At 38.4% G+C, this 17,344-nt stretch carries 12 protein-coding genes and 10 tRNA genes; 3 read left to right on the top strand and 19 right to left on the bottom strand.

The window, feature by feature from the left end; genetic code table 11:
* Positions 1–26 precede the first annotated feature (26 nt).
* The 5 genes from G596_RS23845 to G596_RS23840 form a co-directional block, all read right to left on the bottom strand.
* Positions 27–1,145 (bottom strand): HNH endonuclease, encoded by a 1,119-nt coding sequence (locus G596_RS23845; RefSeq protein WP_022761981.1) that lies wholly within the window; start codon positions 1,143–1,145, stop codon positions 27–29.
* A 212-nt stretch (positions 1,146–1,357) separates the two neighbouring features.
* A complete protein-coding gene (locus G596_RS0111445) occupies positions 1,358–4,765 on the bottom strand; it encodes a UvrD-helicase domain-containing protein (RefSeq protein WP_022761980.1) in 3,408 nt (1,135 codons plus the stop codon).
* Complete coding sequence (locus tag G596_RS0111440; RefSeq protein WP_022761979.1) at positions 4,766–7,384, bottom strand: PD-(D/E)XK nuclease family protein; 2,619 nt, start codon at positions 7,382–7,384, stop codon at positions 4,766–4,768.
* Positions 7,385–7,454: 70 nt separating this feature from the next.
* Positions 7,455–7,880, bottom strand: coding sequence for an ImmA/IrrE family metallo-endopeptidase (locus tag G596_RS0111435; RefSeq protein ID WP_022761978.1), 426 nt, complete (start codon positions 7,878–7,880; stop codon positions 7,455–7,457).
* Positions 7,858–8,301: a helix-turn-helix domain-containing protein gene (locus G596_RS23840; protein WP_022761977.1), complete on the bottom strand. Its 444-nt coding sequence runs from the start codon at positions 8,299–8,301 to the stop codon at positions 7,858–7,860. The genes G596_RS0111435 and G596_RS23840 overlap by 23 nt, the downstream gene beginning before the upstream one ends.
* A 172-nt stretch (positions 8,302–8,473) precedes the next feature.
* Here G596_RS23840 and ftsZ point away from each other — a divergent pair, with 172 nt between their 5' ends.
* The gene (gene ftsZ, locus G596_RS0111425; RefSeq protein WP_022761976.1) at positions 8,474–9,679 is read left to right on the top strand and encodes a cell division protein FtsZ; all 1,206 of its coding nucleotides are present in this window, start codon (positions 8,474–8,476) and stop codon (positions 9,677–9,679) included.
* 136 nt (positions 9,680–9,815) lie between these two features.
* Here ftsZ and G596_RS0111420 read toward each other — a convergent pair whose 3' ends face one another.
* The 14 genes from G596_RS0111420 to G596_RS24840 all read right to left on the bottom strand — a co-directional run bounded on the left by G596_RS0111420 (position 9,816) and on the right by G596_RS24840 (position 14,714).
* Complete coding sequence (locus G596_RS0111420; RefSeq protein ID WP_022761975.1) at positions 9,816–12,503, bottom strand: hypothetical protein; 2,688 nt, start codon at positions 12,501–12,503, stop codon at positions 9,816–9,818.
* Between the two features lie 64 nt (positions 12,504–12,567).
* Complete coding sequence (locus G596_RS0111415; RefSeq protein ID WP_022761974.1) at positions 12,568–12,735, bottom strand: hypothetical protein; 168 nt, start codon at positions 12,733–12,735, stop codon at positions 12,568–12,570.
* 235 nt (positions 12,736–12,970) lie between these two features.
* Positions 12,971–13,035 (bottom strand) — tRNA-Ile (locus G596_RS0111410).
* A gap of 51 nt (positions 13,036–13,086) precedes the next feature.
* Positions 13,087–13,154 (bottom strand) — tRNA-Ile (locus G596_RS0111405).
* A 292-nt stretch (positions 13,155–13,446) separates the two neighbouring features.
* Positions 13,447–13,520 (bottom strand) — tRNA-Met (locus G596_RS0111400).
* 4 nt (positions 13,521–13,524) lie between these two features.
* Positions 13,525–13,597: transfer RNA gene (locus tag G596_RS0111395), tRNA-Asn, on the bottom strand.
* Positions 13,598–13,601: 4 nt separating this feature from the next.
* A tRNA-Gln gene (locus G596_RS0111390) sits at positions 13,602–13,674 on the bottom strand.
* A 4-nt stretch (positions 13,675–13,678) separates the two neighbouring features.
* A tRNA-Lys gene (locus G596_RS0111385) sits at positions 13,679–13,751 on the bottom strand.
* A gap of 4 nt (positions 13,752–13,755) precedes the next feature.
* A tRNA-Lys gene (locus tag G596_RS0111380) sits at positions 13,756–13,827 on the bottom strand.
* A gap of 4 nt (positions 13,828–13,831) precedes the next feature.
* Positions 13,832–13,903 (bottom strand) — tRNA-Phe (locus tag G596_RS0111375).
* Positions 13,904–13,909: 6 nt separating this feature from the next.
* Positions 13,910–13,981: transfer RNA gene (locus G596_RS0111370), tRNA-Cys, on the bottom strand.
* Positions 13,982–14,065: 84 nt separating this feature from the next.
* Complete coding sequence (locus tag G596_RS0111365) at positions 14,066–14,287, bottom strand: helix-turn-helix domain-containing protein (RefSeq protein WP_022761973.1); 222 nt, start codon at positions 14,285–14,287, stop codon at positions 14,066–14,068.
* 106 nt (positions 14,288–14,393) lie between these two features.
* Complete coding sequence (locus G596_RS25755; protein WP_022761972.1) at positions 14,394–14,522, bottom strand: hypothetical protein; 129 nt, start codon at positions 14,520–14,522, stop codon at positions 14,394–14,396.
* Positions 14,523–14,635: 113 nt separating this feature from the next.
* A tRNA-Tyr gene (locus G596_RS24840) sits at positions 14,636–14,714 on the bottom strand.
* A gap of 196 nt (positions 14,715–14,910) precedes the next feature.
* Here G596_RS24840 and G596_RS0111355 point away from each other — a divergent pair.
* Both G596_RS0111355 and G596_RS0111350 read left to right on the top strand, forming a co-directional pair.
* Entirely contained in the window at positions 14,911–16,650 is a 1,740-nt protein-coding gene (locus G596_RS0111355) for a hypothetical protein (RefSeq protein ID WP_022761971.1), read from the top strand.
* Positions 16,651–16,682: 32 nt separating this feature from the next.
* On the top strand, positions 16,683–17,291 hold the full coding sequence (locus G596_RS0111350; RefSeq protein ID WP_022761970.1) for a hypothetical protein: 609 nt from the start codon (positions 16,683–16,685) through the stop codon (positions 17,289–17,291).
* Positions 17,292–17,344 lie beyond the last annotated feature (53 nt).

Below are 17,344 nucleotides of genomic sequence, written 5' to 3'. Positions count from 1 at the left end.
TGCTTACAGCAAACTATAGAAGTACATCATCCTTTAAATACATTTTCCCTATGGTATTGCATATACTTCTTTTTTGAATCCGTCATCTCAATCACAAAATTAGGATTAACATTCATATACATTCTGTCAACATCACCTAATTGTTCAGAAATAATAATTTTGCCTTCATCATCAAAGGAAATCCATCCCTGGTCAAACAGCTTGTCATGATTTGGGCACATCAGCAAACCGTTTTCAACATGTAGCTTTTCCTCCGGTGTACTATCACTCCATGGTTTTATATGACTGGCAATCAGGAGGTTTTTATTGGATACACCACAGAGGCAACATTTTTCAGATTTTCTTAATAGCAAATCTCTAAATATCCCCTGATTCACTCTTACTTTTACAATAGCTTCTTTGACCTCTCCAATAGATGATGTCTCACATATTTCTTCGTCAATCTTCTTGGCTTTACTTGCATTATCCTTAACAACATAACTACTGCCATCAAATTTAATATTGTTATGGCATAACCAAACACAAAAACTCATAAACAAAGAATTGTTCCATCCTGAAAATTCCGGGACAGAATCTTTCCATTCTTTTAAGGCAAGATTCCTATATACTTGCTCCTCTTTAGGATCATATGATATTCCAATCCTATCGCAATATTCATTCAAGGTCTTTTCTGTATGAACATGAATAAACTTGTCTGGATAATATATTTCAAGCAATTTATATCTAAATGCTCTGTTGATTTCACAAGCCTTAACCGCTTCATAATTGTCCTTCCCTACTTCAACAAGCATGTTATACATTTCTTTTTTAAGATATGTAAAGGCAGCATCAACATCATCTCCAAATGGTTCAAGATATTTACCAAATATCTCTATCTTATTATTCAAGGTATAAATTCCGAACATATTTGGTCTAACATTTCCCTTGCTGGAAACGCTATTCATATCTCTCCATATCCGTGAGCAAAATGATTGTGATGGATTATACTCGTCATATGGTACATATAAATAATCATCCAATGCCAAAGCTTTAATATTCTCTAATGGAAAATCCTTCTGAAAGTCATAAATAAGCTTATACGCTTCATCACTTCTCTTAATGTCTTCAGCCACCCGTTCTTTTTTAAATTGCTCTATAACATTCATCTTTTCCCTCCGGCTACATTCATAAAATCTAATCTCGATTTTACACATTGTAATTTTAGCACGGCTTTGTATCAATTCTTTTAACTGCTTATTATATGTTTATAAATTATTCATCCCACTTATACCAACAGTTTACATAAAAGCATGTACATTTTTCTGAACACAGAAATAGCAGGGTTTCCCCTGCCATTTCAAATACTATTATCCCTTTTTCACACACCCAAATGATACGTCAATGCATCAGCATCCTCTCCGGTAATCTCTTTAAACGCCTTAACATAAGCATTCAGCTGAGCGCTGTACTTCTCATCCAGCTCATTACCATCTGCATTGGTCTTGTAATCCACAATATGCCAGTTACCATCCTTATTATAGATTGCGTCCATGACTCCGTTCCAGATGGTCGTCCCATCATTATTGTCCTTATAACAGAACGGGACCTCACAATATACCTCATCTGCAGACAGCAACGTACCAAGGATATCATTGGGAGCACCATTAGTCTGCTCATAACCACCATTCTGGATATCTGATGCCATTTTGCCAAGCCTGTCAGCTATAGTCTTTTCATAGCGCTCATTTTCATGAGTTCTGTATTCCTTAATGATCTCAGATATAGCCTCAGACACATCCATATGATTCCTTGACGAAACCAGCATTTCCATGAATTTATGTGCCATTGTTCCAAGTAGTGCTGCAGGAACCTTTTCCTTCTCGGCCTCCTTATTATTGTCGCCTGCTGCCTCCTTGCTATCTGTAGGAACTACATTATTTGCATCAATCGCATCAATATCTGACAGCTTTGATTTAAGAACAAGTTTGCTTGGAGACTCTACGGAATACGTCATACTTTCAGCATTTCTATCGTTAAGAGCACAGTTTTCTTGTGCCATCTCATAAAGCTTTACAGCAGGAGTCTCCTCCACTTTTTCCTTTTTCTTTGCAGGTGCTTTTGTTATTGTCTCAAATATATCCGGAGTACTAGGTTCAATAATTGGCTTCCATTTGCAGTCAGATCTTTCCTTGCCACCCCATAGTCTCACACTATTGCATATGATAAGAACATTCCTCGCTCTGGTAGCAGCAACATATATAAGACGTTGCGTCTCTGCTTTTGATGCTTCCGTTTCAGCAGCTTTTTCATCTTTAAAACTACTTGTTCCAAAAAGTGGATAGCTATTACCGTCTGCGCTCTTCTCCCCCTTGAGCGAAAACACATATCCTTCTGCCCCTGTTTCTTTATGAACAATTCGTCTGGTAGGGGGATTACTATGTGCTGATGCTGCAGCTAATATAACTATCGGTGCTTCCAATCCTTTTACTTTATGAAGATTAGCCATATGAACACAATCAAGTCCTTCATTAAGGCTAAGGCATCTTTCCTCCTCAGATTCCCCAGAAGAAACTTTTGCAAGGTACTTTGCCCCGTCCTCAAGCGTAACGATTATTCCATCCTTTTCTGCATTTCTAATTAGTTCCAACGTATAGTATATAACTTCAAGATTTTCAGCTTCAACATTATTGAATAATTTAAAATCATCCATTATTCTTGAAAAAAGTGCAGCCGGTGACAGTCTCTTAGCCGCTTTCTGTAATTCTCCAATTTGTGATAATTTTTCAGCAACTTCCCTGGCAGCATCACTGAAACTATCCTTATCAATTTTTCCTGCAGATATATAACCACCTTCGGCCTTAAATTTGGTGATAGCAGCTTTACTAAGTCCCAATATCTTTCCATTCAGGGCACCATATAGTGCAATCTTATCCTCGGGATCTGCAATAGTAGCATAAAGCTTGCACATTTCCTGTAAAGCTTCATTCTCTTCAAATGGAACGTTACCTTCAACCTTTGCTGGAATCTCTCTTGAATCAAGCTCTGTCATTATCGGAGCCAGGTCTGCCTTATTAGCAGTTATGACCATAAAATCACTATACTTTATTGGCCTTGGTTCTTTATCACTGCTGCTCTTTAGTTTGTAATCTTCTCTCCCCACCAGACTCTCTATAATATCCGCAATCTTAATAGGGTCAGCTTCATCAGCAAATTCTCCAAGATCTTTTCCTGCATATGCCTTGTATGTATATATACCCTGGAACACATCCTCGTTTGGAACATCCGTTAACGGTATCTCTTCATACTTACTCTGATTCTCTGTTTCCTTTGAAAGCATCGAGCCAAAAACTCGATTGAAATACCCACATACAGGAAGTGTTGATCTGAAATTCCTTGTTAGATAGGCAATTGTTCCATTATTCTTTTCAAACAGCTTCTTCACATTCAAGAACGAAGCAACATCTGCACTCCTGAAACGATAGATAGACTGTTTTGGATCACCAACAATAAACAATGATCCGGGCTTTGGAACACACTCTCTCCAATTTTCCAAAGGTCTTTCTGCAGCAAGATAAAAGAACACTTCTGCCTGCATAGGATTGGTGTCCTGAAATTCATCAATAAGAAAATAACTATGCCTGTTGTAAATATAATTAATCAGTTTCCCCTCTTTGCTTGCATCCTTCCTTAGCATATTTCTCAAATAATACAGATAATCAAAAAATGTAAGATTGCCTTTTTCAAGCATCGCAGCTTCAATAATTGGCACACAAAGATTCAAAAATGACATAGAGATATTATATTGAATTCTCTGCATATTTTCAGATAATGCTTCATCCTTATCAGTCTTAAAATCAAGCCAGTTCCCTCTACCTTCGTGTTGAACAAACAAGCCACCTAAAGATGCTCCATATTTTTCCAACGCCTCCGGTATCAATCTGATATTTTCAAGTTGCTTTATAGCATAAACCACCCCTGAAAAATCATTTGCCCATCGACCTTTGAGAATCTTATTTATACTGCCTACATTCTCCCATGCTTCTCTACTTTCCTTATTTCCCTCGTAAGCTAACTCCGGATGTTCGCAAAGACATTTTAACGCTCTTATAATGTCTTCCCTGATTCCCATCATGGCTTTATCAAAATCCATGAATTTCATGTCATCGTAATTGAAATGAACATTTCGATTGTTCATAAATAGAGATAAGCCCTGAACAAACACAATTTGAGCATTTCTATTCACAGCCCTGAAAGCCCTTGAAGCTTCAGCTAATGCAGGTCCATACTCACCATCACAAATCTTTACATACTCCTGCTTAAATATGGTATCCACATCTGCATCCGACACTATCTGCGAATCTGAAGGAATCCCAGCTTCTGAAGGATGCTCAGACAATATCATGCTACAGAAAGAATCAATCGTACCCATGAAACATAAATCTATATTCTGCAAGGCAGTTTCGCAGAGCTTCCTTGTTTCTTCAGTGGGCTCGGGTAACTGCCCTGCGTAACCTTTATCCTCCCATTTATAATCAGGATTACTCCTCTCTATAAGGAGCTTCTGAAACCTTTCATAAAACTCACCAGCTGCTGCCTTGGTGAAAGTAATGGCACAGATCTTACTTATATCGATCCCTGCCTCGACCATTGCCACCATCCTGCTGACGAGCATTGTGGTCTTACCGGAACCCGCTCCGGCTTCAACAAAGAAGTTAGTGTTTATCTCGGATATGATCTTATTGCGAGATTCTGTATCCTTTTCGAGTGCATTATTCATATTACTCATTTAGATCTCCACTCCTTCCTCTTTCTGTTTTCCGCATATAGAACCATACTTACAGTACTTGCACGGATTGTTTTCTTTATCTATTACCGGTATAGGGAATTCACCTCTAAGCATAGCTTCCTTAAATATGTTCAGTTTCTCTGAAAGCTTATTTTTCATCTCATCATCGTACTTACATCTAACAGTATCTCCGAGCCTCAGATAACGGTACTCTCCCCCGGATACTTTGTATCCTTTCTGCTCCATAAGATATGCATATATAACTATCTGCAGGCACGTATCTATATCATCTTCAACATGAGAGACTGACCTGGCTGTCTTGAAATCAACTATTAAGTATGTTCCATCATCAAGCTTCTCAACACGATCAGGAAATCCTCTCAGCTTCACTCCACTTTCATGCGCAAAATGGATATCTTCCTCCTTAAGCGCAATCTCCCTGTGAGGATCCATCTCATATGCTGTTTCCATCATCTCCATAAACTGCTCTTTGACAGCCTCCACGTTTTCTCCAATAAGCGGAGGATTCTCCTTGATGTATCTGTCAAAATACTCACCTGACATTTTCAAGAAATCATCTTCTCCGATATCCGTTCCACCTGTCTCTTCCATGAGCTCGTGTGCCATTGTTCCACTTGCACTAGCAGATATAATCTCAAAAGGATCCTTCTCTTCCGGCTCAGGTATTCCCAGGATATAACTAAGCCAGAATTTTCTCGGACAACCAAAGAATGACTCCAGCGCAGTCGGTGAATACTCTTTATCGAGATTCCATCCCATATTGTCCTCACCAGAACTATCTGTCATATCATTTTTGATGAGTTTTCCTTGGTTGTATGCATCACCAATAAGCCTTGTTAATGATATTGAAGGCTTGAAATAATCCACTTTTTCAATGCTGTTATCCAGATCCTTCGCTGTTGCAGTCTTGCCATTTGCCTCTCTGAACAGCTCGAATATCATGGAAGACGCATTATCTTTTTTCAGTTCAGATACGTTGAGTCCAGCGTATGATACATAAATATTTGAGCCAAGGGATGTTGCCAGTTTTGCCAGCTTCAGAAGCTGTTCCCTTTTCCTCAGAATCTTTGCATCAGATGTAAGATACGCTGCACCATTTCCGAAAAGTTTCAGGTCCTCATCCAAAAGGAGATAATTCTCTTTGGGTGATCCCGGATATTTTGAAGCTGATAGCCCCATGATAAAAAGGTTATCCCTGATACATGTAATTGCCCCATCAATTGAAGTTACATGAATCTTACCAGGCTCGCTTCTCTGTATGCATACGTTACTCTTTAGAATATTCAATATGATGCTGTCTGTATCCTGTACAATTCCTGATTCCCTGATGACTTTCAAATCTTCATAAATACTACTCTTTGCAGCGATATCAAGATTCATGACAAGCCTATCCCTGTTAGTGTCTGAACCTTTTCTGATATAGGAATACTTGGAGATAAATGTTTCCGTAGGAAGTGCAAGTTCCTTAGCCATTACCTCAAGGCAAGGAACACAAAGGTATCTCTGATAAACAGACTTATAATTCTTACCCTCACTCTCACCAAGATTTGCCAGTTCTTCCTCAACTGCCTTCTTGAATTCCTGAAGCCTTTGCTTATTCGTCTGCTCGTCTGTAGTAAATCTCAAACCTCCAAGCACTTCATAAAAAACGCTCCATCTAAAATCATCATCCCTCTCAGGGAACTGGTCATAAAGCTTAGTCTTATCAAAGGCCCCATTACTTAGCATAGCGTTAACAGCATCCGCTCCAAAGAATCCAGATGTAGTCCATGCATAGTATAGTGAAAGCAAGCGTGCCGGATTGGAGTTTATAATCGGAATCCCAGTCCCAAAGGTAATCGGCAGGTCATATAACAGCGCATAGTCATAAAAAAGCTGTCCATAAGTAGCCGGATCCGTCACAGCTACAGTACACTGATCAGCCTTCTTCTCCTTATAAATCTGTTCGAGCACACTCTCTACTTCATTTGGGGCACCATAACAATTCTTATACCCTGAGATCTTTGTTGCTTCTCCTATTGTTCCGTACAGCTCACAGATACTAATCGTCTTATATTTTCCATCGGAAAGCTTCTCAACTAGCTTCTTCTCCAGAGGACTTAGAGGATATTCCTCTAAAATATAAAAGTCTGCAGAAATATTGCTACACTCAGCGATAGCCTTTCGCACCAGTGCCACTGCATCAATAACCTTCTCCGATGCTAATATCTCCACATACTTTTTATAAACACTGAAAAGTGCCTTGTTTTTTTCCTGAAAAATACCCCTGTTAAGGATATCCTCAAGAGCCTTCTCCTCATTATCATCTGCCACAAGGAAGCGCATCCTTCTTATAGCTCTGGTTATCTCCTGAATGTCAGAATATGTGGCATTACCAAAATATTCTTCTCCCTCGACTGCCTTTGCTATTACTGCCTCTTCCTCTGCGGAATCCAGAAAATCCTCTGTAATATGTATACCGGATCGCATAAATGCCACCCTTGCCATTTCTCCGGAATTACAAATACGCATGTTTATCGTATTCTTACCATGCATAGCAAGACTGTTTAAAAGCTCATTGCTATTTACACCCGGCGTTAAAAATATCTTCTCTCTCATTTAGTCTCCCCTTCGAATAAGTAATTCCTAGCAAAAAGAGCCGGTAATAAACCAGCTCTTAGCATTCACTTTATTTTCGTTCCACGCTCTTTTCGATGATTGAATGTACCAGATACGACGGAATATCTGCCATGTTCATGTTCAGGTTTTCCTGATCTTCAAATAGTGCAAGCACGAAAAGATTCGCCTCATACTCTGCTTCCATGTTGATCTTGCCACCGACATTAGCAAAATTGTTCAATGTATCATCATGTAAAAAGATATGTCCCAGCTCGTGAGCACACATGATTTTCCTGGAGCGCTCGTCATAATCTCTGTTTATTACAATGTATGGAGCATACCCCTTAAACTTAACAGCCTGTGCCTTGAACCATTTCATGCATGGAATATTTTCTTCTACCCTTATCCCAAAAATCTTAGCAAGTTCATACGGGTCCGAAGTGTGATACGTCCTCTTCAGTCCTGTAGCAAACTCAACTATTTCTTCTTTTCTCATCCCCCGATGCCCCCTTTTTCTGATATCTGTGACTCATGACCTTAAGATGTCCAAGTAATTCATTGGCAAACTCCACAATAGTATCCTCATCCATCTGATCAGGGTCATATCCTCCAAAAGCGGCCAAAGTTGGAGTTTTCAAAATAAATTCTATTGCCTCCTGGGGATTCTCAAAGTGGTTGGGCAGCTTCGAAAGCTCGTCATCCTCTTCAGGCACTTCTTCGGAATTCCCCATTAGTTCCGCAGGAGTGACTCCCAGTATCTTACATAATTTATCAAATGTCTCAACCGGGATCTTTGTAATACTGGATGCCTCATATCTGTATACAGTTGTATAAGATACACCTAGCTGTTCTGCTATACTCTCTGCAGAGATTCCCAGTTCTTTTCTTCTCTTTTTTAGTCTTTCTCCAATTTGCATATTCGTATACCTCGCCTATGTAACATATATTACACCTCTACTTGCATAAATGCAAATTTTGTATTGACATCTATTTGCATAAACGCTATATTGTGATTCATAGAATTACTTGCATAAATGCAAATATTATTTTCAGTATTCTTGCACAGATGCAAATATCGGAGGTAAAAGTATGTTAGAAGTAAAAGCAAAAGGCAAAGAGAATATGCCCAAGGTAATGGTAATCGGTATCGGAGGAGGCGGAAATAACGCTGTGACACGTATGGTATCCGATGCATCTGAATATGTTGAATATGCCGCACTCAATACTGATTCCATGACACTCGACAGGTGCCCTGCTAATAAACGTCTGCAGCTTGGTTCAAAACTCACGCAGGGTTATGGCGCTGGCGGGGATCCCGTTATTGGTGAATCCTCTGCAAAAGAAAGCGAAGAAGAGATTTCCAATCTGGTTCAGGATGCAAATATGGTAATCCTCACCTGCGGAATGGGTGGCGGAACCGGCACCGGAGCCATCCCTGTTGTAGCTCAGATATGCAAAAGTCTTAATATCCTCACAGTCGCAGTCGTGACCATGCCCTTCTCTTTTGAAAGCCAGCCCAGAGTCTTAGCCGCTCAGACCGGACTGAAAAAGCTTGAGCAGAATGTTGATACCCTGCTTGTAATCCCTAACGACAAACTGCTCACCATTACTGATAAACCCTTCTATATGGACGAAGCATTTACCCTCGCTGATTCTGTGCTTAAATATACAATCGAAGGAATGACCAACATCATCTTCAACCACGGCACCATCAACCTTGATTTCAACGATCTGAAGTCAACTCTGAAGGATAAAGGCTATGGTCTCTTCGGCATTGGTATTGCCAAGGAAGAAGAAACCATCATCGATGCAGTTGAAAAAGCTATGTGCTCTCCGCTTTTGGAAACAAACATTACCGGTGCTTCCAATATCCTTCTAAACACAAGCGGAAAGATTGATATCGTTGCTTTAAATAAGGCCGTTGCTTATATCCGCGACCAAGCAGGAGAAAATGTGAATATCTTCTGGGGCACTGTCGGCAGTGATTCCTCTTCGTCTGAAGTTGTAGTAACACTTATTGCAACCGGTATGAAGCAAGTTAAATCTCCCACTGTACCAAAGCAGCCAGTACCTCAGACAGAGAAAACTATTCCTCAGCCGCCTAAATCAGAACCACTTCCAGCTCCGAAGCCAGCAACTCAAAAAGCAGTTTCTGAAACAGAAGTGAATCTGGATATTCTTAAAAGAGTTAATACTGTTACCGATGTACAACCTCAACCCCAAAGGGAAATACGTTCACAAGTCCGTCCATTAACACTTGAAATTCCTCCGTTCTTAAAAAACAGGAATTCTTAATTTAAAAAATACCATAATGAATGTACATTTTTATGTACAAAGAGAGCGAGGTTTTTACCTCACTCTCTGAACTACGTCATCACTACAATTAAGTACATCCCAAAGATGTAGTCAAAATAGTAACTCTTTAATCATTCTATTTACTGTATTCTTTCATTACAATTAGAATTTTCTGAATCAACCCTATTTCCCCATTCTTGAGTGATTCATTATCATATAGTACAGTTTTTCTATCTTCTTCACACTGTTTAATGCTTATTACTGTCCCTCCATGCGAAGCGTTATTTCTACTGTCTACAGAATTATCTATCATATCAATAAACTCTTGGCATATTTTCATGTAATCATTATTGCAAAGCATCTCATTTGAGGAAGAAAATCCTACGATTCCAGCAAAATAGTCACAAAACTTTTCCACCTTGGAACCACTTGCAATATTCTCCATTAAAATTTCAAAGCTTTTATACATACATCTTTTCACCACCGATGTTGATCTTGAACTATTAGCATACTCAATATAATAGCTCCTTTGCTTAGGATTCGGATCAAGATATCCTACTGCATCTTTATCCTTGACCCATTTATTTTTGTATAACTCCATTATTGATGTGAAGCTTTGCCCATTTATGGTCAAACTGTTAAGCATATATGAATATCCTTCCCAAATAAGATAGTTATATGCATCCTCAAATGCCTGATAATATAATGCAGAAATACAACTATAGTCAAACCCTTTTTCAGCGTATTCAGGAACTCCATATCTTTTAAATAACATCTCTGCCGTTGCTAACGAATCTATTGATGATGCAGGCAAAATAACACTTTTCTCTCCAAGATTATGGATGATTGCTTCCCTAAATTCTGAAAATTCATCCTTATTCTGCTTGCAAAGGCTTATTAACGCATCAGATAATTGATCACTAATACTATCTAACCATTCTGAATACTGATCTTTCTCATCACAATCTGGAAACAGTAATATCTCTCGCCTAATTCTACCCTTACATTCAAATAATTGTTCAACATTCTGAAGTTCAACATTCTTAACGATTTCACTAACTGAACCTTTTAAAATTTGCGAAAAAACTGCATTTCTATAGCACTCTTCTTCTTGTTCAATTTCAGACATTGAATTAGTTATCACTCCCGCACGCTCTCTGTATTCAAGCATTCCGATTTCTCTTTCATCAAGTCTAGAATATATCTTATGAACTAACATATCATCAATATTTAGTAATTCTCTTCTGCATGCTTCTCCCTGATCTTTCTTGATTTTTATATTTGCATGTTTATTCGTAAGCATTATTCTCAAAGCATCACAAAACATATATATTATATTGAGTGATATTACAATTCTGTATGCTTTTACTTCATCATCTGACCCTCTAAATAACGATTCCATCTTTTTTGCCTGAGCCCTTACTTCTTCTTGACTAAAAGCACTTTCTTTGCCCAGCAAAGCATTTTCTATATCATCATAATACTTCTCACTTTTTTCATACTCATCTAGCCACTTATTCATATCCCGTTGATATATCTCTGCATTCAAAAAATGAAACGATGAGCCACCTAAAACTACTGCATCGTCCTGTATATTATTAAACTTAATAGTATCAAGAACCTGCTTATGTTTTTTAACATAGTTACTTACGCACACCGTAAATGCATCCACAATATCATCAATAGTTGATTCTCTTGCGTTGCGTTCCCCTAGATTCCTTCTGATACTCAATAATGCAAGTTCTAGAAAACGCTTTGCTGACTCTTTATTGGGCTTCAGCCTGAACTGATGAAACGTCATAAATAAATAATTATAAGTCCTTGGGTCCATAGCCATAATAGCTATAGCAGGGCTAAGCATAAATGGCTCCGATTTTTTTGTTCTGGCCAAACAATATTGTGGAGCATGTTTAAACCTTTCATTAATCGTTTCAAACAGTTCTAATAAATCAACATTATTATCATTTATTTCATAATGACCTTTATTAATCCAATCAATTATTTTGTTATATTCATCAATGGCACGTATTTTTTCCCTAGTTGAAGCTTCGAAATTGATAATATCTATAACCTGTTTCTCTCTATCGGATAAATCATTCACTATTTCAAGAAATAATTCCCATTTATTCTCTGTTTTTTTGGCTATTATAGATTGCCTTTCAAAATCATTCTTTAGTTGTTCAAAAATGCTATATCTTTTCTCGAACAGTTCAGCAAATTGATCTTTCACATGAGTGGTTAATTCGTCCAAAAAAATCTTGTCTAAACTACTCCAATCTCCTGTTATCATTTCAAATATTTGATTAGAGGAACGGATTTTATCTATATTTAATGTATAGCCATACTTTTTTTCCTTTTCTTCCACCTGCCTTAATAATGCTATCCATGCGAATAACATTTCTTCCATTTGGTCTCTATTATCCATTTCCTGTCTATAGTTCACTTCACAATAATACAAAGCTATGGCATACCAAAAAACCCTATCAATTTTTGAAATAAATGGTATTAATTCTATGGCCTTATTAGCAATACCGTCTGCCAAGTTTATCTCATCTGCAAAATATCCGGTATTAATAACTGCATTAACTTCTTGAACAAAAACATCTAAATCGTCAAGTAAGTCTAATCTTTTAGCTCCTTTAGTAAACATTACAAATAATGAATCAAAAAGCATGGGTTCACTTTTCAAGAGCTCTATACCTTTTGAAGCTTTTTTTTCATCATAAAACGGCTTTATACACTTATTTTCACACGGAAGCAAATGCTCAATAGAAAACTCTCCCATATATAGTCTTCTATTTACATTATCCCTTTCCATATTCATACTATTCACCTCACATATGTCTCTTCTAAATAGCAGTTAACAAAGCATATAATTAATTTAAATATCAGCGGTTGCCGTTTCCGGCAACCGCGTACTCCTTACAAGCATCAGCCAAATGGACTGATACTCGCTCCACTGCATCAGGTTCCATCTTCGCAGCGAAAATGATTCCCATGGCAGATCCGCCAAGAGCAACAACAAACTTCCAATCAATCAAGAGTGTAAAGTTCATAACGCTACCTCCTTTCCGGAGTCAAGCTCCTAATAATATAGGGTAGCTATGCGTTGCTCTTATTCTATTTTAACACCTCGACACTTAAGACGAAGTCTTAAAATCATATATAGTTTTCATCACCTCAACACTTTTCTCCTTCAGCAAGGTGCACTGGGCATCAGCCCAGTCGTAATGATTTACCGTCATCCTTCTTGTTTGCTGTATGCACCTTTTTCAAGATACCTTCCTTATTCGGTAGAGAGATTTGAACTCTCCGATCTCCTGGGTATAAGCCAGGCGCTTCCCAATGAGCTAACCGTGGAGTTATTTGCTGTTGGTATCTTTTTGTTCAAGACACATACACCCAAATGGGCCGGAATGGGATTCGAACCCACAAATGACAGATTATTAGTCTGTTGCTTGACCATTAAGCGATCCTGTACTGGTTGCTGCCTGTGTCTTTGTTGTGATTTAATCATAGCCCTACACACTGGAGATAAAAAGATGCAGATTATTTCAATGTTATAACCCCAATATAATGTTATATATCTTTTATTTGCGTTATATATAATTATATTTGCAACCCCAATTGAGAGATGTATTAAAAAATAATCTATCTTTCTAATGATACAAAAGCAAGACTTATAAATGATGCAGACCCTCTTAATTCACAAAGAAGAACAATTCTCTTTAATGCATTCCTATATGTGCTTATCGGTAATCTCTTAATACCTGAAACTGGACTCGAACCAGTGCCCCTCTGCGTATGAAACAGACGCTCTTGCCATCTGAGCTATTCAGGTATAGCGGACATAGAGGGATCTGAACCCACAACCCTCCGGTTAACAACCGGATGCTCTGCCGATTGAGCTATATGTCCGAAGCTACGGTAGCAGGACTCGAACCTGCAACGCCCTGAGTCAGAGTCAGGTGCTCTACCAATTGAGCTATACCGCATCAATGCTGCCGGTGAGAATCGAACCCACGACCTTCGGTTTAAGAGACCGCTGCTCTGCCAGCTGAGCTACGACAGCTTAGTGCTCCCCACGGGGGTTGAACCCGCATCTCTCGGCTTAAAAGGCCGGTGCATATCCGCTCTGCCAAGGAAGCATAATGGACTCGGACGGTATCGAACCGCCTCTCGGGGATTTTCAGTCCCCTGCTCTACCTTTTGAGCTACAAGTCCTTATAGAGACGCAAGTGAGATTCGAACTCACGATCACGGAGTTGCAGTCCGTTGCCTTTCCAGCTTGGCTACTACGTCTTAGCTACGGTACTTGGAGTCGAACCAAGATTACTGGAACCAAAATCCTGTGGGCTACCATTCCCCATACCGCAAGGTGCAGTCTCACTCGACTGCTATTATGTCATCAATAGAAACCTCAAGATAAACAGAGAGTGCTACTATTCTGTCGATGCTCGGAAGCACTTCTCCTCTGATATATCTGTATACAAGGGATGTGCTTGTCCCAAGGTATTCTGAAACCTCTGTTACTGTATGTCCACTTTCCCTTATCAGATCTCTGATGTGTATTCCTGTTCCTTCAATATCTATTACCGGATAATCCATTTTTCCTAATCTCCTTCGAAAAATAAGCATTAAAAAACCACCTAACTCTTTTGCAAGCTAAGTGGTACTGAGACTTCTCTGTATTTTCAATGCTTCGGATCATCCGTCATTCTATTGATCCTGAACCACTTTCCACCAACTTGCAATTTGCATAACTAACAAAGCACTTCTGATTTTTGCAGAACTGCATGAACTGTTTGTTATTAAACTGCTTGTTGATAGTTACGTAGTACATTCTTAATAAAACCTCTTAACTTTCTGCAGCCTATTGCTGCTCTCTTGTTTTGTTCTGATCATATTATCGTCTTAGCGGATCAGTTTGTACAGTGTCATCGTATGACACTATAGTGGGCAGGGTGAGACTCGAACTCACGCTGTTTCTGATGTCAGGGTTTTACAGACCCCTGCCTTCGCCACTAACAAAGCTTTATAGAGATGGTGGTATTGATGCCGTAATAGCTTTAAAACGTAATGCTAATTCTGACAACGCACGTCGCAAAATGGATGGACGTGCCGAAGCACGCATCATCGAAGTTGCAAATATAATCTCAATATGATAACATTCGTGTCTATGGGGACCAAGGGGGTCCTCTATTTTTTTGCATATTTTTAAGGGGTGACTTATGGAGTACAGGAAAAAATGTAACGTGTGTGGAAAGGTGTTCTGCTACACGGATCAAGACTTAAAGAATAATAGCACCGCTAGAGCCATGACTGCCATTTCAGCTGTGGGCACGATAGCAGCTGTCTTTGGGGGAACCAGGTTAGACGCATATGCGCTGGATGCAAAGACTGATCGTGAAAGCAAGAAAATTGTAGATTATGATCACTGTCCCAATTGCCATTCTACTAACCTTACGTCATTAAGTGACCTTGATTGGATAGCTTATTGTAAAGAACAACAGCAAGCGGTAGCAGCAGCTTCTATTTCTATTAATTCAAATGCCTCTGTAGAGTCTCTAATTACAAGAATAGAGATATTTTTGGAAGAAGGTGCTTGGAAAAAGGCTGAGGTATACTGCGAGCAAGCACTTGATATGGATCCTACGAATGGTGCGCTATATTACTACAAGTTGTTGGCGGAGCAGAAGAAATCAACTATTGAAGCAGCGGTTATAGATAATTCGAAGATTACGGAAGAGAAAAACTTTATTTTTGCGAGAAAATACGGCGATTCTGAAATACAGAAGAAGCTGGATCATGCTGAGGATGTATTAAAAAAGGCACGATATGATTTCTTAATTGAGTGCTTTAAAAATGACCAGACTATAGAGAATTACCAATTAACTTTGGAAAAATTTATTTCGATACAGCCTTTTGAAGATTCTGACATGTATATTGAGAAATGTCGAGAGCGCATTATTGCTCTGAAGGCTGAAGAGCATCAGAAAGAGGTTACAGATGCAATCAATGAGTTACGAGGAGCGTATACTGCTGAGGCTGCCAATAAAGCATGGGATAAGATTGTTAGTATTGGAACCCCAGAAGAAGTAAAAAATTCTGAGGTGGAGTTCAAGAACGTAAAAGAATCTATAGCAAAAAAGGAAAAGTTAGCAAAGAGTAATGTATTAAAGGTTCTTATCGCATTTTTTATAGTGAGTATTCTGGTAATTTTTGTCATGACGGTAATTAAACCCAAGATAGATCGACAAAATAGCTATAAAATTGCTGAAGAGCTGTCGGCCAAGGGAGATTATGCTACAGCAATTGAAAAATACGAATTAGCGAGGGGGTATTCTGATTCAGAGTCAAAGATTAAAGCCTTATCCTATACCCTTGCAGTTGAGCAATATAAAAATGCACAATATAAAGAAGCGATGGATTATGCTTCAAAAGCAAATGGATACAAAGACGCTGACAGCTATTATGAAAAGGCCAATCAGATGTATCTCTTAACAGAAGCCAATTTAAAGTTTGCATTACATAATTATATAGCCGGATACGAATTATTAGATCAGATTACTAATCCGACAGAAGATGCAAATGAGATCTACTCTTTTTATCAAAAGTACAAACCTTATGCCGGAAAATGGATTGCTACTAAGTCAGAGTATTTGAGCAATGTTAGTAATAAATGGATGCCGTATGAAGAAGAACTGCCCAAAGGGGTAGCTGAAGCAGAGTTTTGTCCCTTTATGAACATAAAAACAAGAGAAGCAGAATTTGTTTTGATTTGGGGAAACACTAACAATGAAAAGGATAGAGAGCTTCAAGGAGTAGTAGAAGGAAATATTTTTTCTTATAACCAGAAAGGAGGGATGCAATGCCATCTTACATTCGATCTGGAAACTGGAGTGTTGGTCAATGAAATTGATATTGATTTATGGAATGATGCAAAATACTACTATTCCAAGAAAGAGTAAATAATTTATCAAAGATGAGGTGTTGTGCTGAAATGAAAAAAAAGTTAAGCATATTTGTAGTAAGTGTTGTTTTAGCGATTGCCTTTATTGGTTGTGGTAAAACAGAAACATCTGAAATGGTTAAAGCCGTTCAACATAAGATTGATAAGGCGCTTGAAAGTAATCCGTCATACGCAGATTTAACTGAGATTGTAAATGATTATGATGAATTACTTATTGCTGAACAGGAACAGGTAAAAGATTTCGACAAAATAGAAAAAAAGATTTCTGATTATCAAAAGGCTGCTTCCAATGACGAGTCTATTCAACGTTCTGTCAGGGCAATAGAAATGATTAAGGAACAGTTGAAGCATCCGAATAGCATGGAAATCCGAAGCATAGAGTATGGTGAACAGACAAACGATGATATAAATATAGCAAAACATGTACATATAGAATTTGCTGCTGATAACGAAGTGGGTGGATCAGCTGTTGGGGCTGCAATGTATACATATATTTATTACCCTAATGGAGATAACACTAATAAAGAATGGATATATTTTGATTCGGATAATATGTACGCAGGCGATGTTGCAACTATGAAATATTGGGATTTCATAAAAGAAGTAGATGTTGAAACAGTTCTGAATGTTTCTAAATAAATCTTGTCACGTAACATAAGGAAAAGAACTGATTGTCATAGAAAGGATTAATT

This window comes from Butyrivibrio sp. AD3002, assembly GCF_000420905.1.
Lineage (GTDB): Bacteria > Bacillota > Clostridia > Lachnospirales > Lachnospiraceae > Butyrivibrio.
This window is presented reverse-complemented; position numbering and strand designations above follow the sequence as displayed.